Source organism: Kitasatospora sp. HPM-01-4, assembly GCF_051374625.1.
GTDB lineage: Bacteria > Actinomycetota > Actinomycetes > Streptomycetales > Streptomycetaceae > Kitasatospora.
The window spans coordinates 3,801,971-3,820,609 of record NZ_JBPQGP010000005.1 but is presented as its reverse complement, the minus strand read 5'-3'; the positions used below and the strand labels follow the sequence as shown (position 1 = coordinate 3,820,609).

The window sequence follows — 18,639 nt, the reverse complement described above, 5'->3', positions numbered from 1 at the left end:
CGCTCGGTCCGACGGTATGGCTCCGTCCGACGGCTACGCCTGAGCAGGCTTACGGGCCAGGAGATACGCCTGCTGGAACCTCTCGCCCTCGTTCGGCTCCCGCAGCAGTCGGGCGACCTCGACCAGTCCCGCCGCGCGGAGCAGCTCGGCGAGCCGGTCCGGTGACCAGCGGTAGGCGAGCGAGACCTTGTGGTCGAACTCCTGTACAGGGATGAGTGGTTCATCGCTGACCTGGACCGCGAGCAGCAGATGGCCGCCCGGAGCCAGCACCCGGTGGAACTCGGCGAAGACCTCCGGGACCCGCTCCGGCGGGGTGTGGATGATGGAGTAGCGGGCGAGCACCCCGCCGAGAGCGCCGTCCGCCTGCCCCAGGGCGGCTATCGACCCCACCTCGAACCGCAGGCCCGGGTGTTCCTGGCGGGCCAGCTCGACCATCGACGGCGACAGGTCGACACCGAAGACGTCCAACCCCAGTGAGTCCAGATACGCCGTCACCCGCCCCGGACCGCAGCCGAGATCCGCGACCGGCCCGATGCCGGCGGCCTGCATCACTTCGGCGAACGAGGAGAGCATCGCGCGATCCAGCGGCTGCCGCTCCAGTTCGTCTCTGAAGCGCTCGGCGTAGACGGCGGCGATGGCGTCGTAGGCGGCCTGCGTGGTGTGCGGAAAGGAAGGTTCGGTCATGGCCGAGCACACTATCCGTCGCCTGCGGCACCCGGACCGGAGAAGGACGGGAGAAGGCCCGGAGAAGGACGGGAGTGCAAGGACGCGGACGGGCGCGACGGGCGCGGAAGAAGGAGCGCGGGGGCAGCCGGGGCGGCCGCACCTGCGGCGCTCTCGTGATCCGCTGACCGGAACACCCGGTCATCCGGCCATGGTGCAGCGCACGCCCGGGCCTGTGGTTGCTGGTGTTAGCGCTCTGCTTGCATTTGCAAGCACCGCGGGGGAGACTGCCGGTATGGCCTCACTGAACGTTGGCTCACTGGGCGAGTACATCCGGGAGCAGCGGCGGAACGCGCAGTTCTCGCTGCGGCAGCTGGCGGAGGCCGCCGGTGTGTCCAACCCGTACCTCAGCCAGATCGAGCGCGGGTTGCGCAAGCCGAGCGCGGAGATCCTGCAGCAGATCGCCAAGGCGCTGCGGATCTCGGCGGAGACGCTGTACGTCCAGGCCGGGATTCTGGAGGAACGGCAGGGTGAGGGGCTCGAACTGCGGGCCGCGATCCTGGCCGATCCACTGATCAACGAGCGGCAGAAGCAGGCGCTGCTCGCCGTCTACGACGCCTTCCTGAAGGAGAACAAGGAAGGGGCGTCCACGGACGGCGTGACGGTGGCCGGGCCCAGCGGACCAGGACCGAAGGCCGACGAGGACTGAACACGGGGTGGCTGCCCGGCCGGGCGGTCACCGGGCGAAGACCCACGACAGGCCGGTCACCGGCTGTCGACGCAAAGGGAGAACCGGTCATGCCGATCACTGACGAGATCAAGAAGACCCTCAGCGACCCGACCCCGCTGTACGCCCTCGCGGGCGCCGGCGACCTCGCCTACGAGAAGCTGCGCGAGGTGCCGGGCAAGGTCGAGGCGCTCGCGGCGGACCGCAAGGGCACCCAGGAGAAGGCGGCGGTCCGGCTCCAGGAGGCGCAGACCAGGCTGGTCGAGGCGCAGGCCAAGGTGACCGAGACGGTCACCACCCTGCCGACCGACCTCAAGGGGCTGCAGGAGAAGGCCCAGGAGTTCGCGCTGCAGCAGGTCGGCCGGGCGGCGGAGTTCGCGGTCAAGGCGAAGGAGGTCTACGACGAGCTGGCCGTACGCGGCAAGGCGGTCGTGGAGAAGGGCCAGAGCGGGGCCGAGCACAAGCCGGTGAAGACCGGGCCCGCGGTGGTCGCGGTCGATGAGGACGAGGCCGTCGACGCCGAACTGGTCGAGGAGCCCGGGGCGCAGAGCGACCCGGAGGACGCCAAGAAGGCTCCGCGGGCACGGAAGTCCGGCGAGAAGTCCGCAGAGTAGGCCGCCGAGCGGGACGCGGCGAGAGCCGAGCGCAGGGGAGACGGCCGGGCCGGGGGGTACCCCGAGTGCCGCCGGGGAGTTGCCGGGAGCACCGCCAGGGCGGCCGGGCACGTCGGGCCGGGCCGGTTCGTTGTCCGGTACGTGTGGCGGCGGCCGTGTCACGATGGGAAGTGGCCTTTGCCCGGCCCGGTAGCGCCGGGGCCGGTTCCGCCGAAGCCGCAGTGAGGAGACCGCAGTGGGACAGATCCTGGACTTCGCCTACCTGAACCCGTTCTGGTGGCTGACCACCGCGATGGTGTGCTTCAAGCTCTTCGCCTTCGTGGACGCCGCCACCCGTCGCGAGGACGCCTATCGCGCGGCGGACAAGAAGACGAAGCAGTTCTGGCTGATCATCCTCGGTCTCGCCCTGGTGCTCGACCTGCTGCTCGGGTCCAGCCTGTTCGGCATGCTGTCGCTGGCCGGCCTGGTGGCCGCGATCGTCTACATGGTCGATGTCCGGCCCGCCATCAAGCAGTTGACCGACGGCCGGGGCAAGGGCGGCCGGCGGAACGTGGGGCCGTACGGTCCCTGGTGACCGCCGAGCCGTACGGGCCGGCACCAGGTGGTGGACCCGTGTGAACGCGGTGGGCGCGGTACCCGATCGGGTACCGCGCCCACCGCGTTCACACAGGTCGGTCACCCCATGATGAGCGGCACCGGGTTGCGTTCCAGCAGCAGGACGGCGACATCGTCGGCGAGCGCGCCGCCGTTGAGCTCCTCGACCTCTGCGATGGCGCTGTCCACCAGCCGGCCCCGGGTGAGGCCGGCGGACTGGTGGTCGCCGATCAGCTCGACCAGGCCGTCCTGGCCCAGCCGGCGGGACCCCGCGCCGACCCGGCCCTCGACCAGCCCGTCGGTGTAGAGCAGCAGCCGCCAGCCGGGGTGGAGTTCGAGCTCCTGGGCCGGCCAGACCGCTTGGCCGTCGTCGCACGGGACCAGCCCGAGGGCGGGGCCGGCCTGGTCGGCCGGGAGCAGCACCGGACGGCCGTCCGTCCTCAGCAGCAGCGGCGCCGGGTGCCCGGCCAGGTAGAGCAGGGCGTGCTCGGCCTTGCCGGGCCCGGTGGAAGCCGCCGGACCCGCGGGTACGGCCTGGCTGGTGGAGACCGCCGGGCCGGTGGACGGTGGCGCTTTGGGGGAGAGCACCAGCATGCAGAGCGTCGCGAAGATCTCGTCGCTGCGGCGCTCGTGCTCCAGCACGTGCTGGAGGGTGCTGAGCAGTGCCTCACCGGTGAGCCCGGCGAAGACCAGGGTGCGCCACGCTATCCGGAGGGCGACGCCGAGGGCCGCCTCGTCCGGACCGTGGCCGCACACGTCGCCGATCACCACATGGACGGTGCCGTCGGAGGTACGGACGGCGTCGTAGAAGTCGCCGCCGAGGAGGGCTCGGCGGCGGCCTGGGCGGTAGCGGCGGGTGAACGCGAGCCCGGCGCCGTCGAGCAGCGGGGTGGGGAGCAGATGGCGCTGCAGCCGGGCGTTCTCCTGGCCGCGCAGCTCGGCCTCGACCAGGCGCCGCTGCGACTCGTCGGCCCGCTTGCGTTCGACCGCGTAGCGCAGGGCGCGGGCCAGCAGAGGCCCGTCCGTCTCGTGCTTGACCAGGAAGTCCTGGGCGCCCGCGGCCACCGCGGCGGCTCCGAGCTCCGCGCTGGCGGCGTCGGTCAGGACCACGACGGCGGTGTGCGGGGCCCGGCGCAGCACCGCGCGCAGGCCGTCGAGCCCGTCGGGGTCGTCGAACCTGTCCGGACCGCTGCCCACACCGGAGAGGGGCAGGCCGACGGGAGCGTCCGGCTGACCGGCCGGATCGCCTGGCAGGGCCGTCTCGGCGGTGGGGACCAGCCCGCTGTGGGCGGCGAGGTCACCGGGGGCGGCCAGGTCGAGCAGGACGCAGCTGAAGTCGGAGCCGCGCGGGCGGCCGCGCCGGGCACCGGGCAGCGTGGGGGAGAGCAGGCCGACGGCCTGGTCGATGCCGTGCGCCCAGTGGATCTCTATGGGGGAACCGCTGTCGGCGACCAGCTGCTCGATCAGGACCGCGTCGGAGACGTCGCCCTCGATCACGAGCAGTCGGAACGGCTCGCCACGCGAGGGCGTGCCGGGGCCGCCATGGGTGTTCCGAGGGCGCGGTATGGGGTTGGAGGTGAGGCTGACGCGACCGCCTGGAGCGCCGTTCGGCAAGCTGCCGCGGTCGCCGGGCCGCCCGCCCACGGGGTGGTCGCTCCGGGGGTCGGAGGGTCCGTCGAGTTGGTCGTCGGTCTGTCCGTCGGGTCGGCCGCCGGTGGCGCTGTCCGAGCGGAGCGTGGCCAGCCCGCCCGTCCGCTTGGCCGAGCGGCCGGTCTCATCACTGTCTTCCGCTTGGTCGGCGGCGAAGGCAGCGGTGTGGCCGAGGGCGGTTTCGGCGGTGCCGACGGCTTGTTCGGTCAGGACACCGCCGGTGCCGACGGCATGCTCGGTCAGGACTCCGCCGGTGTTGCCCGGCCGGTACGAGGCACGCGGTGCCCGCCCGTCTCCCGTTGCGGGCATTGGTCGATCCTCCCTTTCCCCGACTGGGCAACGGTTGGGAGCCGTGCTCAGTGCCCGCATGGCACCGTGTGTCGGGGAGCTTCCCGCGACCATAACGTGATCTCCGAGGATTTCTCTGACCGACCGGCGTCGATGTGGTTATTGCCACGCTCCCAGCGGCCGGGGTGGTTAGTGTGGGCGCCCTGTGGACGCGGTGTGATGGGAGGTCCGATGTGGTGACACAGATCACGCTGGTCGAGGGTGACATCACGGAGCAGCGGGTGGACGTGATCGTGAACGCCGCCAACTCCTCTCTGCTCGGTGGTGGTGGGGTGGACGGCGCGATCCACCGCAGGGGCGGCCCGGAGATCCTCGCGGACTGTCGCAGGCTGAGGGCCTCGCACTACGGGAAGGGCCTGCCGACCGGCCAGGCCGTCGCCACGACGGCCGGCCGCCTGCCGGCCCGATGGGTCGTGCACACGGTGGGACCGGTCCACCGGCTGGAGGAGTACGAGCGGCAGGCTGAGCTGTTGGCCTCCTGTTATCGCGAATCGCTGCGGCTGGCGGTCGAGTTGGGGGCGCGGACGGTGGCGTTCCCGGCGATCTCGGCCGGGATCTACGGCTGGCCGTTGGAGGACGCGGCGAGGATCGCCCTCACGGCGGTGACGGAAGCGGTGGCCGAGCCGGCCGAATCGGGGCCGGTCGGGTCTGCGAGTCTGGCCGAGGTGCGGTTCGTGCTGTTCGGAGCGGAGGCGTACGGGGTGTTCGAGCAGGTGTGGCGCGCCCTGGGGCAGCGGAGCTGACGGGTGTTCAGGTGCCCCTCGTCGAACACCGTCGGCTCGTGCGACCGTCCCTATGGTGACCTGGTGTGGCGTCAACATGCTAGAGGTATTCGATAACTCGTTCGAGTGAACTCCCGCGCGCCGCAGCGGGTCCGGACTCCGGAACGGCCAGGTCCGGCTAGGGCGCCAGGACGCTCCATGGCAGCGTGACCTCGCCCTGCCGCCACCGTCCGCGCGCGTCCACCAGCGGCCAGCTCCCGGACAGCGCGGTGCACGCGGCCACCCAGCGCTGGCGGGCCCCGAAGGCTCCGTACGGCGCCGCCGCGGCCCAGGCCCGGTCGAACTCGGTGAGGAAGGCGTGTACCGGGCGACCGGGCACATTGTGGTGGATCAGCGCCTTCGGCAGCCGTTCGGCCAGGTCGGAGGGCTGGTCGAGGCTGCCGAGCCGGGCCGCGAAGGTCACCGTCCGGGGGCCCTCGGGACCGAGCGCCACCCAGACGTGCCGCCGTCCGATCTCGTCGCAGGTGCCCTCGACCAGCAGTCCGCCGGGGGCGAGCCGTCCGCACAGCCGCTCCCAGACCGCGGCGACCGCCGACTCCTCGTACTGCCGCAGCACGTTCGCCGCCCGGATCAGCAGCGGAGCGGCACCGTCCAGCGGGATCTCGAAGCCGCCGCGCCGGAAGGTCAGCAGCGGGGGATCGGCGTAGGGGAGGGCGGCCGCGACCCGCTCGGGCTCGATCTCGATGCCGACCACCCGGACGTCCGCGCGGACCGCCCGCAGGCGGGCGGAGAGCTCGACGGCGGTCCAGGGCGCCGCACCGTAGCCGAGGTCCACCGCGATCGGCGGCCGGTCGGCGCGGCGCAGTGCCGGACCGAGAGCGTGGGCCGTCCAGCGGTCCATCCGGCGCAGCCGGTTGGTGTTGGTGGTGCCCCGGGTGACCGTCCCGACCGGGCGGGCGGAGCGCCCACGGGCGGCGGAGGGATCGAACGAGGCGGCCATGCCAGGCAGCCTACGCGGATCGCACCGCAGGTCATCCGCCCAGACGGGAATACCGGCCTTCGACCCCTGGGTTGTCACACTGGACGAATGCCCACGCGGGGCCGCCGCTCGGCGGGGCCACCTGGGCGGACGTCCAGCAAGTCCGGAGCAGCACGGTCCACAGGTACCAGCACGGCCCTCGGCAGTCGGGGAGCAAGAGGAGGCTTCAGCCCGGTGACCCAGCACCCCGTACGGAAGGCGCGCCGTGGCCAGTACGCGCTCACGCCCGCCCGTGGCCGCCTGCAGTCACTGGTGGGCGGGCGGCCGCGCAGGCCTCGGCGGATAGCCATGCTGAGCGTCCACACCTCGCCGTTGCACCAGCCCGGCACCGGCGACGCGGGCGGGATGAACGTCTACATCGTCGAGCTGGCCAAGCGGCTGGCCGAGCTGGACATCGAGGTCGAGATCTTCACCAGGGCGATCCGCTCCGAGGACGAGCCCCTGGTCGAGCTCGCGCCCGGGGTCCTGGTCCGGCACGTCACCGCCGGGCCGTACGAGGGGCTGCTCAAGGAGGACCTGCCCGCGCAGCTCTGCGCCTTCACCCACGGCGTGCTGCGCGCGGAGGCCGGGTACCGGCAGGGCCACTACGACCTGGTGCACTCGCACTACTGGCTCTCCGGACAGGTCGGCTGGCTGGCCGCCGAGCGCTGGGGCGTACCGCTGGTGCACACCATGCACACCATGGCCAAGGTCAAGAACGCCGCCCTCGCCGAGGGTGACACGCCGGAGCCGGCCGCGCGGGTGATCGGTGAGACCCAGGTGGTCGAGGCCGCCGACCGCCTGATCGCCAACACGGCCGAGGAGGCCGAGGAGCTCTCGCACCACTACGGCGCCCGGAAGGACCAGCTCGCCGTGGTCCACCCCGGCGTCAACCTGGACACCTTCCGGCCCGGCGACCGCGTCGCGGCCCGTGCCAGGCTCGGGCTGCCGCAGGACGCCGTGGTCCTGCTCTTCGCCGGGCGGATCCAGCCGCTCAAGGCGCCGGACGTGCTGCTCAGGGCCGTCGCGGTGCTGCTCGACCGCGAGCCCGGCCTGCGCGAGCGGCTGGTGGTCCCGGTCGTCGGCGGGCCTTCAGGGTCCGGGCTGGCCAGGCCGGAGAGCCTGCACAAGCTCTCCGCCCAGCTCGGCATATCGGACGTGGTCCGCTTCCATCCGCCGGTCGGGCAGCCCGAGCTCGCCGAGTGGTACCGGGCCGCGTCGGCGCTGGTGATGCCCTCGCACAGCGAGTCCTTCGGGCTGGTCGCGCTGGAGGCCCAGGCCTGCGGCACGCCGGTGATCGCGGCGGCGGTCGGCGGCCTCCCGGTCGCGGTCCAGGGCGGCCGTACCGGGACGCTGGTGCACGGCCACGATCCGCAGGCCTGGGCCGACGCTCTGCTCCAGTACGCCGCCAGCCCCGAGCTGTCGGGGCGGCAGGGTGCCGCCGCCGCCCGGCACGCGGCGGGCTTCGGCTGGCGCACGGCCGCCGCCGCCACCGCCGACGTGTACGCCGGCGCGCTCGCCCAACGGGCGGGCCGCCTGGCCCGCTCCCGGGTGCGCCTCGGCTGACGGACGGCCTTCGGCGGCGCGGGGCCCGACCGGTTCCCCGCGCCCCGGGGCTGCGCGCCAGGTGTCGCTGGAAGCCCGGCCTACCGCCGAGTAGCGTCTCCTCCATGGCAATCCGTACCAAGGACGACGCCCTCGACCTGCTCCGTGCCGCACTGGACGAGACCGGAGTGGCCTGGGAACCGGCCCCCGATGATCCGTACACCCTGGTCGCCTCGCTGCCGGGCAGCCGGAAGCTGGCGACCGCCTGTGCGCTGCGGGTCGGCGACCACACCGTGTCGGTGAACGCGTTCGTGATCCGCCGCCCCGACGAGAACCACGAGGCGGTCTACCGCTGGCTGCTGGAGCGCAACACCCGGCTGTACGGGGTCGCCTACGCCGTCGACCGGCTCGGTGACGTCTACCTCGCGGGCCGCCTCCCGCTGGACGCGCTCACCCCGGAGACGGTCGACCGGCTGCTGGGCGCCGTCCTGGAGAACGCCGACGAACCCTTCAACACCCTGCTCGAACTCGGTTTCGCCTCGGCGATCCGGCGTGAGTGGGAGTGGCGCACCAAGCGCGGCGAGTCGACCCGGAACCTCGAAGCCTTCGCCCACCTCGCCGGACCCGCCGCTGCCGGACCCGCCGCTCCCGGGGCTGGATCGCAGCAGGACGCCGCGCACGGGGAGGCCTGAGCCGGGCCGGCTGGCAGCAGGCCCGCGACGCCGCGGGCCCTGCCGCCGGCCGGTCTCAGGCCGGAGAGGACGCCACCGGGGCGCTAGAGGTCTCCGACCCACCGAGGGCGTCGGGCACGGCCGCACCCGGCTGGATCGCACTGTGCCGCCCGAGCAGCAGGAAGGCGAGGCCGGCGGCCGTCCCGCAGACCGCGCACGCGCCCCACACGGCACCGCCGCCCGCGTGCTGGAGCAGGTATCCGCCGGCCGCCGGGCCGAGGAAGGAGGCCAGCGACCAGGAGAGCGAGTAGACACCCTGGTAGCGGCCGCGCGCCGTGGCCGGCGAGAGCTCGGTGACCAGGCTCATCATGGTCGGCGCGTTGATGATCTCGCCGATCGTCCAGACGGTGACCGTGACGGCGTAGAAGGCGGCCGAGGACCCGGCCAGCGCGGTCAGTCCGAAGCCCCAGCCGGTCAGCAGGGCACCGGCGACCAGCAGCGCGGTCCGGTTGCGGCCGCTGGTCAGCTGGGTGAGCGGCAGCTGGAGCAGCACGATCAGCAGACCGTTCAGGCCGATGACGAAGCCGTACCCGGTGGTGGAGATTCCCGCCTGCCCCATACTCACCGCGAGCGTGGTGCTGCCCTGCTGCGCGACCACGGCGAGCAGCAGGTTGGCGCCGACCACCGCCATGAACCGGCCGTCCCGGAAGACCGTTCCCAGCCCGACCCGCGCTTCGCCCCGGGCGTCGGCGGCCTCGGCCGCCGGGGTGGTGTCCCCCGGCCGGGTCTCGGGGACTTTGACGAAGACCACCACCGCGCAGAGCAGCGTGCTGACCGCGTCCAGCACGAAGAGGGTCAGGTAGCCATGGCTCGCGATCAGCCCGGCGGCCGCCGCCGAGACGCCGAACCCGATGTTGATCGCCCAGTAGTTCAGCGAGTAGGCCCTGACCCGGTCCTTCGCCGGGACCACGTCGGCGATGATCGCCGAGATGGCCGGGCGTGAGGCGTTGTTCGCCAGGCCGACCAGGAAGGCGACCACCGCGATGGCCACCGGACCGTCCGTGAAGCCGAGCACGGCGGTGAAGACCGCTGTGGACAGCTGCGCGACCAGCGCCGTCGGCCGCCGCCCGATCCGGTCGGCGAGCACGCCTCCGCCGACCGCCGCGATGGCCGCGCCGAGCCCGAACAGCGCCGCGACCAGCCCCGCGTACGAGGCCGAGTAGCCGCGGTCGGCGGTCAGGTACAGGGCCAGGAACGTGACCACGAAGCCGCCCAGGCGGTTCACCAGCGTGGACGTCCAGAGCCACCAGAACTGTCTCGGCAGGCCGCCGACGGTCTTCGAGAAGGCGGCGGATATTCGGGCGGATCCGGGCAATGGAGGCTCCGAGGGCAGCAGGAGTTCGCCGAGCGGGCTGTGGGGGCTGCCCGACGGGCATGTAAGTGGTCTTTTGGGCAACCGCATATTACCGATGGACTTTCGGCCCGGCTACCGGTTATTCGGCTCCATTAAGCTGTGGACCATGGCTGACACCACGTACCGACTCATCCTGCTCCGCCACGGCGAGAGCCAGTGGAACCAGAAGAACCTCTTCACCGGCTGGGTCGACGTCGACCTCAACGAGAAGGGTGAGAAGGAGGCCGCGCGCGGTGGCGAGCTGCTCGCCAGCGAGGGCCTGTTCCCCGACGTGGTGCACACCTCGCTGCTGCGCCGTGCGATCCGCACCTCCCAGATCGCCCTGGACAAGGCCGACCGCCACTGGATCCCGGTCAGCCGCAGCTGGCGCCTGAACGAGCGGCACTACGGCGCTCTCCAGGGCAAGGACAAGGCCCAGACCCTGGCCGAGTTCGGCGAGGAGCAGTTCCAGCTCTGGCGTCGCTCCTACGACACCCCGCCGCCGGCACTGAGCGACGATGCCGAGTACTCGCAGGCGCACGACGCCCGCTACGCGGACATCCCGAGCGAGCTGCGCCCGCGCACCGAGTGCCTCAAGGACGTCGTCCAGCGCATGCTGCCGTACTGGTACGACGCGATCGTCCCGGACCTGGCCGCCGGCAAGACCGTGCTGGTCACCGCCCACGGCAACAGCCTGCGGGCGCTGGTCAAGCACCTCGACGGCATCTCCGACGAGGACATCGCCGGCCTGAACATCCCCACCGGCATCCCGCTGGTGTACGAGCTGGACGCCGACTTCAAGCCGGTCGCCAAGGGCGGCCGCTACCTGGACGCCGAGGCCGCCGCGGCTGCCATCGAGGCGGTCAAGAACCAGGGCAAGAAGTAGCCCGCACACCCGCTCCGCCACCGAGCCCCCCGCCCGCGGTCCCACCGCGCGGCGGGGGGGCTCGGTCGTGTGCGGCGGGTCCTTCCGGGGCGGGACCGGCGGGCAGGCACGGGTACAGCGGACCGGTGAGCGGCATGCGCGGGCCGCCGTCGGCCCGTCGGCCGGGCCGCGCCAGGGCCGCCGGAGTGCCCAGGGCCGCCGCAGCGAGCGGACAACTCCCTTGGCGCCCAAGGTGGTTCAGACCATTGACGGTCGCGTACGGCGCTTCTAGCGTAAGTGCGGAGCCGGCGCGGGCGCGCCACGGTCCGTCCCGGATCCCTCCCCACAGCCGCCCGCGTCCGTCGTGTACTCCATCCACCCCCCACGCCCCGCTTCGGCATGCCCGCGAGCGGGTTCAGGAAGGAGCACCATGCGCAAGCGCCATGCCCTGGTGGCGGCGGCCGTCGCGGCGGCCGTCCCGGTCGCCCTCGCGGTTCCCGCCCAGTCGCACGGGTACATCTCGGATCCGCCGAGCAGGTCCGCCCTGTGCGCCGCCGGAACCGTGACCGACTGCGGTCAGATCCAGTGGGAACCGCAGAGCGTGGAGGGTCCGAAGGGCTTCCCGGAGAGCGGGCCCGCCGACGGCACCCTCTGCTCGGGCGGGAACGCCAGGTTCGCCGAACTGGACGACTCGCGCGGCGGCGACTGGCCGACCACCCATGTGACCGCGGGGCAGCAGCTCACCTTCACCTGGACGTTCACCGCCCGGCACGCGACCACCTCGTTCCGGTACTTCCTCACCAATCCCGGCTACGACGCCTCCCAGCCGCTGACCCGCGACAGCCTGGACACCACGCCCTTCCTCAGCGTCCCCTACGGCGGCGCCCAGCCTCCGGGCACCGTCAGCCACACCGCGACCCTGCCGGCCGGCCGGACCGGCCACCAGGTGGTGCTCGCGGTCTGGGACATCGCCGACACCGGCAACGCCTTCTACTCCTGCACCGACGTCGACTTCTGACGCCGCGCCTGCGTGAGCCGCCGGGGAAAGCCGGACCGGGTGCCCCGCCGTGCGGCGGGGCACCCGGTCATGAGTGGGCTGTGAGTGTTCAGTGGCCGCAGCAGCCGCCACTGACACCGCCGCACTGGCACGGTGCTCCGGACTGGCAGCCGCAGCCGCAGCCGGGGCCGCAGCCGCAGCCGGCGGCGAGGATCGGCAGCAGGGCCGGTGCGGGCGGTTCTATGACGCTCGGCGGTGGGGTGGTGGGGGTCGGGGTTGCCTTCATCGCGCTTGGGCCCTCCTCGGGACGGGCACACGGCGGTGTGCCTACTCCATGAGTGAAGCCCTCCCGTGACGGGGCGTCAACGGGCGCGCGGGGGCTACCGGGCGGTGCTCCGCGCGCCCCCCTGTCGGGTCTTTCCAGGGGCGAGCGGGTGTGCCCTGGAGGAGCACCCCCGCCCCTGGACGACGGCACAGGCGGCCCCGCCGAAGGCGGTCCGGCCCCGCCTACTGGGCCTGGCCGGCCTCGTACGTGGCGGCGAACTCACTCGCGTGCTCGCCCGTCACCAGGAACACCACGCGCTTGGCCACGGACACCGCGTGGTCGGCGAACCGCTCGTAGTACCGGCCGACCAGGGTGACGTCCACGGCGGTCTCGATGCCGTGCTGCCAGCGGTCGTCCAGCAGGTGCGAGAAGAGCTCGCGGTGCAGCGCGTCGATCGCGTCGTCGTCCTGCTCCAGCTCCAGCGCCTTGGTCACGTCCTTGGTGGAGATGACCTGTCCGGCCTTGGCGACCAGGCGCTGGGCGAGCTGACCCATCTCCAGCACGATCGGGTGCAGGTCGCCCGGGACGGCCGTCGCGGGGTAGCGCAGGCGGGCCACCTTGGCGACGTGCCGGGCGAGGTCGCCGCAGCGCTCCAGGTCGGCGCTCATGCGCAGCGAGGTGACGACGATCCGCAGGTCGGTGGCGACCGGCTGCTGGCGGGCCAGCAGGTCGATGGCCCGGTTCTCCAGGTCGTGGTGCAGCTCGTTGATCTTCTCGTCGGCGGCGATGACCTTCTCGGCCAGTTCCAGGTCGGCGTCGAGCAGCGCGGTGGTGGCCCGGCCCATGGCCGAACCGACCAGCCGGGCCAGCTCGACCAGTCCGTCGCTGATCGAGTCGAGTTCCTCGTGGTACGCGTCGCGCATGCTCTCTCCCTCAGTAGCTGTGTCGGTGGCGGTGCCGACCGGTCGTCCCGTCGTCCCGTGCGCCCGCACCCGTGGACATCCGTCCGTGAGCACGCGCACGAGGGGCCGGGAGGCCGCTGCTGGTGGCGCGAATCGTACGCGCGTCACCGGCCGCACGGGCTGCGCCACCCAGACTGGGCTGTCCGGGCGACGCCGCACGGCCGCAGCAGTGAACCAGCGGCAGCCTGAAGGTGAATTCTCGGCAACGTAAGGCCAATCCCTTGATCGCGAGCTTGAGAGAGGTCTTCACCTAGCGCTTAGGCTGGCCGTATGGACGTGAATGTGGCCGCCGCCGCTGCCTGCGCCATAGCCGGGCTCGGTGTCGGCCTCACCGCCGCCATAGCCTTCCGTTGGAGCGAGCGCGAGCAGAGCCGGAGCGGCAGGGGAAGCGGCAGAGGCAGGATCAGTACGAGCAGCGCACCCGTGCACGAGCCGGTGCTGCCGCCCGGCGTGGACACCGTACTGTCGGTGCTGCGCTCCTGCGCCATCGTGCTCGGCGAGGCCGACGAGGTGGTCAAGGCCAGCTCGGCGGCCTATGCGATGGGCCTGGTGCGGGGCGGCGGGGTGGTCGTCGAGCAGATGCTCTCGCTGGCCCGCTCCACCCGCCGCGACGGTGAGATCCGGCAGGTGGAGCTGGAGGTGCCCAGACCGGGAGGTGCCCGTGCGGCCGAGCCGCTCGCGGTCTCGGTCCGGGTCGCCCCGCTGGGCTCCCGGCTGGTGCTGGTGCTGGTCGAGGACCTGACCGAGCGCCGCCGGATCGAGGCGGTCCGCCGGGACTTCGTGGCCAACGTCAGCCATGAGCTCAAGACCCCGGTCGGCGCGCTCTCGCTGCTCTCCGAGGCCGTCGCGGACGCCGCCGACGACCCCGAGGCGGTCCAGCGCTTCGCCGGCCGGATGCAGATCGAGGCCACCCGGCTGGCCAGCCTGGTCCAGGAGATCATCGACCTCTCCAGGGTCCAGGACGACCGGCTGCTGATGGACCCGGAGCCGGTGCCGGTGGACGAGCTGATCGCGGAGGCCATGGACCGCTGCCGCCAGCCCGCCGCCGCCAAGCAGATCCACATCGCCTCAGGCGGCGTCGCGGGCCTCTACCTGCACGGCAACCGCGGCCAGCTCGCCGCCGCACTCGGTAACCTGGTCGAGAACGCGGTGAACTACAGCCCGCCGCGGACCCGGGTGGCCATCGCCACCCGCCGGATCTCCAGCGCCGCGGCGCTGGGCGAGGCGGACGGCGAACTGATCGAGATATCGGTGACCGACCAGGGCATCGGCATCTCGGAGAAGGACCGCGAGCGCATCTTCGAGCGGTTCTACCGCGTCGATCCGGCTCGTTCCCGGGCGACCGGAGGAACCGGTCTCGGCCTCTCCATCGTCAAGCACGTCGCCGCTTCCCACGGTGGCACCGTGTCCGTATGGAGCGTCGAGGGCCAAGGCTCCACGTTCACCGTGCGGCTTCCCGCCGGGCGGATCCCGGTGGAGCCGCCGAGCACCCCGCTGTCGAACCGAACCCCCGAAACCACAACCCCCATTCCTGCCCCGGAGGCCCGAACGTGACCCGAGTACTGGTGGTCGAGGACGAGGAGTCGTTCAGCGACGCCCTCTCGTACATGCTCCGCAAGGAGGGCTTCGAGGTGGCCGTCGCCGCCACCGGGCCCGACGCGCTGGAGCAGTTCGAACGGAACGGTGCGGACCTGGTGCTGCTCGACCTGATGCTCCCCGGACTGCCGGGCACCGAGGTCTGCCGTCAGCTGAGGGTCCGTTCCAACGTCCCGGTGATCATGGTGACCGCCAAGGACAGCGAGATCGACAAGGTGGTCGGCCTGGAGATAGGGGCCGACGACTACGTCACCAAGCCGTACTCGACCCGAGAGCTGGTCGCCCGGATCCGCGCGGTGCTCCGCCGCCGCGGTGAGGACGCGGGCGGCAACGGCGACGGCGGCGGCCCCGGCGCGCTGGAGGCCGGCCCGGTCCGGATGGACGTGGACCGGCACGTGGTCACGGTGGACGGCGCCAAGGTCGACCTGCCGCTCAAGGAGTTCGACCTGCTGGAGATGCTGCTGCGCAACGCGGGCCGGGTGCTCACCCGGATGCAGCTGATCGACCGGGTCTGGGGCGCCGACTACGTCGGTGACACCAAGACCCTGGACGTCCACGTCAAGCGCCTGCGGGCCAAGATCGAGCCGGACCCGGGCGCCCCGCGCTACCTGGTCACGGTCCGCGGCCTCGGCTACAAGTTCGAGCCGTAAACCCCGCGGTACCTACGCCGAAGGGCCCCTGCCGAGCAGGGGCCCTTCGCCATGGAGTGCCGGTGTCAGTGCGCGGCGGGCGCGCCGGAGGCGCTGCCGCTCGGGCTCGCCGGGGCCGAGGCGGGGGCCGACGCGGGTGCCGAGGCGGCGCCGGAGGCCGGGGCGGAAGCCGGAGCGGAGGCCGGCGCCGAGGGGACGACCGGTGCCGGGGCGACGGTCGGGCCGTACGAGGCGTACAGACCGGTGGCCGGGCTGACCTGGGCCTGGGTGGTGACCTTGCCGCTCTGGGCGAAGGCGAAGGCGACCGGGACGAAGCCGCCGACCGTGGTCTTGGCCGAGGCGACGTGCGCGGCCGGCTGACCCTGGCCGCCGAGCAGCACCGCGCCGCCCGCCGGGATGACGATCTCGGTGACCGGAGCGCCCTTGGCGTCGGTGAAGGTCGCCGCGCTGCCCTCGCCGACCGTGACGGACTGCAGCGTCTCGGGAGTGGTGCCGTTGTTGGCGATGTTGACCGAGACGTTGGCCGGGCCGGTCTGGTCGCCGACCGCGTCCGCCTTGGTCACCACCACGATGTTGTTGAGCTTGAGGTGGTCCCCGAGGTGGGTGGCCGCGTTGTCCGGCTTGATCTGCAGCGTGTCCGGGGAGTTCCCGGCGGCGCAGGCGGACAGCGGGACGATCGCTGCGAGGACGAGGGCGGCGATGGCGCCGCGTCGAAGGCTCCGGCTCACGGCGGCGACTTCTCCTTGGATCACGGGTCGGGTGGTCAGTCAGGGCTCAGACTACCGACCACACTTATCCGCTTCTCACGGGGTGGCCCCGTGTCGCATCCGGAGCACCGGTCCGGTACCGCTCGGCCGTCCCCCGTACGGGTGCACCGTTCACGAACGATGATCACCCGCGGCGGGTCCGCAGCCGGTCCGCGGCCGGTCGGGCCGGAGTGTGACCGGAATCGCTATCGGGGCGTGGCGCGTTACGCGGCGAAAACTCAAGATCCAATCATGGTTTTCGGAGTGCCGCCAGAGGTTTCGTCAGGTCGCCCATACCGCCTCCGACCTGCGGGAAGCTCTGGTCGAACACCGGTCGCAGCACGTGAAGGGGGTGCTTGTCAAGCCCTGAGACCGGCCCTGACCTGCGAAAACGCCCTTCGGGTGCGCCGAAAAGCGTGTTATTCTGGAAAGCCACGGAAGGGGTCCTGTCACATGACGTTCAAGGTTGGCGACACGGTGGTCTACCCCCATCACGGGGCTGCGCTGATCGAGGCCATCGAAACTCGCCAGATCAAAGGTGTGGACAAGACCTACCTGGTGCTGAAGGTGCAGCAGGGAGACCTGACGCTGCGGGTGCCCGCCGAGAACGCGGAGTTCGTCGGCGTGCGCGACGTAGTAGGCCAGGAGGGTCTGGACCGCGTCTTCGAGGTGCTGCGTGCACCGTACACCGAAGAGCCCACCAACTGGTCCCGCCGCTACAAGGCGAACCTGGAGAAGCTGGCGTCGGGTGACGTTATCAAGGTCGCCGAGGTTGTCCGCGACCTGTGGCGTCGCGAGCGCGAGCGCGGCCTGTCGGCCGGCGAGAAGCGGATGCTCGCCAAGGCCCGGCAGATCCTGGTCAGCGAGCTGGCCCTGGCCGAGAACACCAACGAGGACAAGGCGGAGACGCTGCTCGACGAGGTCCTGGCCTCCTGAGGCCGGCCTCACGGCAGTCCGCAATGCCACGGCGCCCGATGACGGCGCGCCACCACGACCCGGTACGCCCGGGCGGGTGGTGCGGCGGCACCTCGGGCGCTTCGGCGTACCCGCGCCCGGGCGCCCTGGTTCGGTGGAACCCGGTGTGACGGTGCGTCGGTCCGGACCCCGAGGCGGACCGGGTGGTCCGATACCCGGGCCGTGCGGAGTGCCGGTGAACTCGCGGAGGTGCACGGGCCTGCGGTTGGAAGGGGTCCGCGCTGTGCACCTGCCGCGCACGCCATGGCCATACCCACTTCGGCGAAGGAGTGAAACCTGAACGCCACAGCAGCAGTTGCAGCAGCCGTCGTACCCGCCGCCGGGCGGGGCGAGCGGCTTGGTCCGGGCGCGCCCAAGGCCCTGCGCGAGCTCGGCGGGGTACCCCTGCTGGTGCACGCGGTCCGGGCGCTCGCGCGCAGCCGCGCGGTGGGCCTGGTGGTGGTCGCCGCGCCACCCGGTGGTGAGTCTGAGGTGGCCGCGCTGCTGGACAGCCACGGCCTGGACGGCAAGGACGTCCGGGTGGTGGCCGGTGGCGCGACCCGGCAGGAGTCGGTGCGCCTGGGCCTGGCCGCGATCCCGGCCGAGACCGAGATCGTGCTGGTGCACGACGCGGCCCGGCCGCTGGTCCCGGTGGAGGTGGTGGACGCGGTCGCCGCCGCCGTCCGGGCGGGCGCAGAGGCCGTCGTGCCGGCCGTACCGCTGGCCGACACCGTCAAGCGGGTCGCCCCGGCCGCCGCGCCGGGGGCGCCGGAGCCGGTGCTCGACACGCCCGACCGCGCCACGCTGCGCGCCGTACAGACCCCGCAGGGCTTCCGCCGGGACACCCTGCACGAGGTGCACCGGAAGGCGCTGGCCGAGGAGGCCGACGGCGGCCTGCCGCCGGTCACCGACGACGCCGGCCTGGTCGAGCGCTACGGCGGCCAGGTGGTCGTGGTACCCGGCCACGAAGAGGCCTTCAAGGTCACCCGCCCGCTGGACCTCGTACTCGCCGAGGCCGTACTCGCCCGACGGAGGGCCTCCGATGGCTTCTGAACCGCTGATTCCACGGATCGGCATCGGCACCGACGTGCACGCCTTCGAGGCGGGCCGCCCGCTCCGGGTTGCCGGCCTCGACTGGCCGGACTCCGAGGTGGGCCTGGCCGGGCACTCGGACGCCGACGTGGCCGCCCACGCGGCCTGTGACGCGCTCTTCTCGGCCGCCGGGATCGGCGACCTGGGGGCGCACTTCGGGACCGACCGGCCCGAGTGGTCCGGCGCGGCCGGGGTGACCCTGCTCGGCGAGGCGGCCCGACTGGTCCGCGAGGCCGGCTTCGCGATCGGCAACGTCTCGATCCAGGTGATCGGCGTCCGCCCGAAGATCGGCAAGCGCCGGGACGAGGCGCAGGCCGCGCTGTCCGCCGCCGTCGGCGCCCCGGTCTCGGTCTCCGGCACCACCACCGACGGTCTCGGCCTCACCGGCCGGGGCGAGGGCCTGGCCGCGATCGCCACCGCGCTGGTGTACCGGGCCTGACGGGCCGGCCGGGACGATTAATCGTCTGACGGGTGTTCAATCCGCCCGAATGGCGGGAGAGTCGGTAGCGTGGGCGGGCGGCGGGTGGCCGCCCGCCCAGCCGTCACGCACCAGACGAGAGGTCGAGC

At 72.6% G+C, this 18,639-nt stretch carries 20 protein-coding genes; 13 read left to right on the top strand and 7 right to left on the bottom strand.

Features of this window, described 5'->3' with window-relative positions:
* Positions 1 to 33: 33 nt before the first annotated feature.
* The gene (locus tag ACSMTC_RS16390) at positions 34 to 684 is read right to left on the bottom strand and encodes a class I SAM-dependent DNA methyltransferase (protein ID WP_436560428.1); all 651 of its coding nucleotides are present in this window, start codon (positions 682 to 684) and stop codon (positions 34 to 36) included.
* Positions 685 to 958: 274 nt separating this feature from the next.
* On the opposite strand from ACSMTC_RS16390, the gene ACSMTC_RS16385 reads away from it, so the two are divergent.
* From ACSMTC_RS16385 to ACSMTC_RS16375, 3 genes are all read left to right on the top strand, one after another.
* Positions 959 to 1,372: a helix-turn-helix domain-containing protein gene (locus tag ACSMTC_RS16385; protein WP_436560427.1), complete on the top strand. Its 414-nt coding sequence runs from the start codon at positions 959 to 961 to the stop codon at positions 1,370 to 1,372.
* 89 nt (positions 1,373 to 1,461) lie between these two features.
* A complete protein-coding gene (locus ACSMTC_RS16380; protein WP_436560426.1) occupies positions 1,462 to 2,004 on the top strand; it encodes a hypothetical protein in 543 nt (180 codons plus the stop codon).
* 244 nt (positions 2,005 to 2,248) lie between these two features.
* On the top strand, positions 2,249 to 2,578 hold the full coding sequence (locus ACSMTC_RS16375; protein WP_436564706.1) for a DUF2516 family protein: 330 nt from the start codon (positions 2,249 to 2,251) through the stop codon (positions 2,576 to 2,578).
* Positions 2,579 to 2,679: 101 nt separating this feature from the next.
* Here the strand turns inward: ACSMTC_RS16375 and ACSMTC_RS16370 are convergent, their stop codons facing one another.
* Positions 2,680 to 4,242, bottom strand: coding sequence for a PP2C family protein-serine/threonine phosphatase (locus ACSMTC_RS16370; RefSeq protein ID WP_436564705.1), 1,563 nt, complete (start codon positions 4,240 to 4,242; stop codon positions 2,680 to 2,682).
* A gap of 530 nt (positions 4,243 to 4,772) precedes the next feature.
* Between ACSMTC_RS16370 and ACSMTC_RS16365 the strand changes: the two genes are divergently transcribed.
* Entirely contained in the window at positions 4,773 to 5,339 is a 567-nt protein-coding gene (locus tag ACSMTC_RS16365) for an O-acetyl-ADP-ribose deacetylase (RefSeq protein ID WP_436560425.1), read from the top strand.
* Positions 5,340 to 5,496: 157 nt separating this feature from the next.
* Here ACSMTC_RS16365 and ACSMTC_RS16360 read toward each other — a convergent pair whose 3' ends face one another.
* Positions 5,497 to 6,318, bottom strand: coding sequence for a class I SAM-dependent methyltransferase (locus ACSMTC_RS16360; RefSeq protein WP_436560424.1), 822 nt, complete (start codon positions 6,316 to 6,318; stop codon positions 5,497 to 5,499).
* Between the two features lie 213 nt (positions 6,319 to 6,531).
* On the opposite strand from ACSMTC_RS16360, the gene mshA reads away from it, so the two are divergent.
* Positions 6,532 to 7,902 (top strand): D-inositol-3-phosphate glycosyltransferase, encoded by a 1,371-nt coding sequence (mshA, locus tag ACSMTC_RS16355; protein WP_436560423.1) that lies wholly within the window; start codon positions 6,532 to 6,534, stop codon positions 7,900 to 7,902.
* Positions 7,903 to 8,006: 104 nt separating this feature from the next.
* Positions 8,007 to 8,573 carry a type III secretion system chaperone family protein gene (locus tag ACSMTC_RS16350; RefSeq protein ID WP_436560422.1) on the top strand — a complete coding sequence of 189 codons (567 nt, stop codon included), beginning with the start codon at positions 8,007 to 8,009 and terminating at the stop codon, positions 8,571 to 8,573.
* A gap of 55 nt (positions 8,574 to 8,628) precedes the next feature.
* Here the strand turns inward: ACSMTC_RS16350 and ACSMTC_RS16345 are convergent, their stop codons facing one another.
* Positions 8,629 to 9,927 carry an MDR family MFS transporter gene (locus ACSMTC_RS16345; RefSeq protein WP_436560421.1) on the bottom strand — a complete coding sequence of 433 codons (1,299 nt, stop codon included), beginning with the start codon at positions 9,925 to 9,927 and terminating at the stop codon, positions 8,629 to 8,631.
* A gap of 145 nt (positions 9,928 to 10,072) precedes the next feature.
* Here ACSMTC_RS16345 and ACSMTC_RS16340 point away from each other — a divergent pair, with 145 nt between their 5' ends.
* Together ACSMTC_RS16340 and ACSMTC_RS16335 are read left to right on the top strand one after the other, a co-directional pair.
* A complete protein-coding gene (locus tag ACSMTC_RS16340; protein ID WP_436560420.1) occupies positions 10,073 to 10,831 on the top strand; it encodes a phosphoglyceromutase in 759 nt (252 codons plus the stop codon).
* A 409-nt stretch (positions 10,832 to 11,240) separates the two neighbouring features.
* Positions 11,241 to 11,828: a lytic polysaccharide monooxygenase gene (locus ACSMTC_RS16335; protein ID WP_436560419.1), complete on the top strand. Its 588-nt coding sequence runs from the start codon at positions 11,241 to 11,243 to the stop codon at positions 11,826 to 11,828.
* 88 nt (positions 11,829 to 11,916) lie between these two features.
* On the opposite strand, the gene ACSMTC_RS16330 is transcribed toward ACSMTC_RS16335, so the two are convergent.
* Together ACSMTC_RS16330 and phoU are read right to left on the bottom strand one after the other, a co-directional pair.
* Entirely contained in the window at positions 11,917 to 12,093 is a 177-nt protein-coding gene (locus ACSMTC_RS16330; RefSeq protein ID WP_436560418.1) for a hypothetical protein, read from the bottom strand.
* Positions 12,094 to 12,314: 221 nt separating this feature from the next.
* Positions 12,315 to 12,995, bottom strand: a complete 681-nt coding sequence (gene phoU / locus ACSMTC_RS16325; protein WP_436560417.1) for a phosphate signaling complex protein PhoU — start codon at positions 12,993 to 12,995, stop codon at positions 12,315 to 12,317.
* A 309-nt stretch (positions 12,996 to 13,304) separates the two neighbouring features.
* On the opposite strand from phoU, the gene ACSMTC_RS16320 reads away from it, so the two are divergent.
* Positions 13,305 to 14,588, top strand: a complete 1,284-nt coding sequence (locus ACSMTC_RS16320) for a sensor histidine kinase (RefSeq protein ID WP_436560416.1) — start codon at positions 13,305 to 13,307, stop codon at positions 14,586 to 14,588.
* Positions 14,585 to 15,280: a two-component system response regulator PhoP gene (gene phoP, locus ACSMTC_RS16315; RefSeq protein ID WP_344634991.1), complete on the top strand. Its 696-nt coding sequence runs from the start codon at positions 14,585 to 14,587 to the stop codon at positions 15,278 to 15,280. The genes ACSMTC_RS16320 and phoP overlap by 4 nt, the downstream gene beginning before the upstream one ends.
* A 65-nt stretch (positions 15,281 to 15,345) precedes the next feature.
* Here the strand turns inward: phoP and ACSMTC_RS16310 are convergent, their stop codons facing one another.
* Positions 15,346 to 16,008, bottom strand: a complete 663-nt coding sequence (locus ACSMTC_RS16310; RefSeq protein WP_436560415.1) for a DUF461 domain-containing protein — start codon at positions 16,006 to 16,008, stop codon at positions 15,346 to 15,348.
* 471 nt (positions 16,009 to 16,479) lie between these two features.
* Here ACSMTC_RS16310 and ACSMTC_RS16305 point away from each other — a divergent pair, with 471 nt between their 5' ends.
* The 3 genes from ACSMTC_RS16305 (at position 16,480) to ispF (ending at position 18,511) form a co-directional block, all read left to right on the top strand.
* Positions 16,480 to 16,962, top strand: a complete 483-nt coding sequence (locus ACSMTC_RS16305; protein WP_014136563.1) for a CarD family transcriptional regulator — start codon at positions 16,480 to 16,482, stop codon at positions 16,960 to 16,962.
* Between the two features lie 315 nt (positions 16,963 to 17,277).
* Complete coding sequence (ispD, locus tag ACSMTC_RS16300) at positions 17,278 to 18,033, top strand: 2-C-methyl-D-erythritol 4-phosphate cytidylyltransferase (RefSeq protein WP_436564704.1); 756 nt, start codon at positions 17,278 to 17,280, stop codon at positions 18,031 to 18,033.
* Positions 18,023 to 18,511: a 2-C-methyl-D-erythritol 2,4-cyclodiphosphate synthase gene (gene ispF, locus ACSMTC_RS16295; RefSeq protein ID WP_436560414.1), complete on the top strand. Its 489-nt coding sequence runs from the start codon at positions 18,023 to 18,025 to the stop codon at positions 18,509 to 18,511. The genes ispD and ispF overlap by 11 nt, the downstream gene beginning before the upstream one ends.
* The last annotated feature ends 128 nt before the right edge of the window (positions 18,512 to 18,639 follow it).

Bases quoted from the DNA above. Each gene is read 5' to 3' on its own strand.
- ispF (WP_436560414.1), top strand. From the start codon at position 18,023: ATGGCTTCTGAACCGCTGATTCCACGGATCGGCATCGGCACCGACGTG.
- phoU (WP_436560417.1), bottom strand. From the start codon at position 12,995: ATGCGCGACGCGTACCACGAGGAACTCGACTCGATCAGCGACGGACTG.
- ACSMTC_RS16320 (WP_436560416.1), top strand. From the start codon at position 13,305: ATGGACGTGAATGTGGCCGCCGCCGCTGCCTGCGCCATAGCCGGGCTC.
- ACSMTC_RS16385 (WP_436560427.1), top strand. From the start codon at position 959: ATGGCCTCACTGAACGTTGGCTCACTGGGCGAGTACATCCGGGAGCAG.
- ACSMTC_RS16335 (WP_436560419.1), top strand. From the start codon at position 11,241: ATGCGCAAGCGCCATGCCCTGGTGGCGGCGGCCGTCGCGGCGGCCGTC.
- ACSMTC_RS16350 (WP_436560422.1), top strand. From the start codon at position 8,007: ATGGCAATCCGTACCAAGGACGACGCCCTCGACCTGCTCCGTGCCGCA.
- ACSMTC_RS16340 (WP_436560420.1), top strand. From the start codon at position 10,073: ATGGCTGACACCACGTACCGACTCATCCTGCTCCGCCACGGCGAGAGC.
- ACSMTC_RS16305 (WP_014136563.1), top strand. From the start codon at position 16,480: ATGACGTTCAAGGTTGGCGACACGGTGGTCTACCCCCATCACGGGGCT.
- ACSMTC_RS16360 (WP_436560424.1), bottom strand. From the start codon at position 6,318: ATGGCCGCCTCGTTCGATCCCTCCGCCGCCCGTGGGCGCTCCGCCCGC.
- ACSMTC_RS16330 (WP_436560418.1), bottom strand. From the start codon at position 12,093: ATGAAGGCAACCCCGACCCCCACCACCCCACCGCCGAGCGTCATAGAA.
- ACSMTC_RS16380 (WP_436560426.1), top strand. From the start codon at position 1,462: ATGCCGATCACTGACGAGATCAAGAAGACCCTCAGCGACCCGACCCCG.
- ACSMTC_RS16390 (WP_436560428.1), bottom strand. From the start codon at position 684: ATGACCGAACCTTCCTTTCCGCACACCACGCAGGCCGCCTACGACGCC.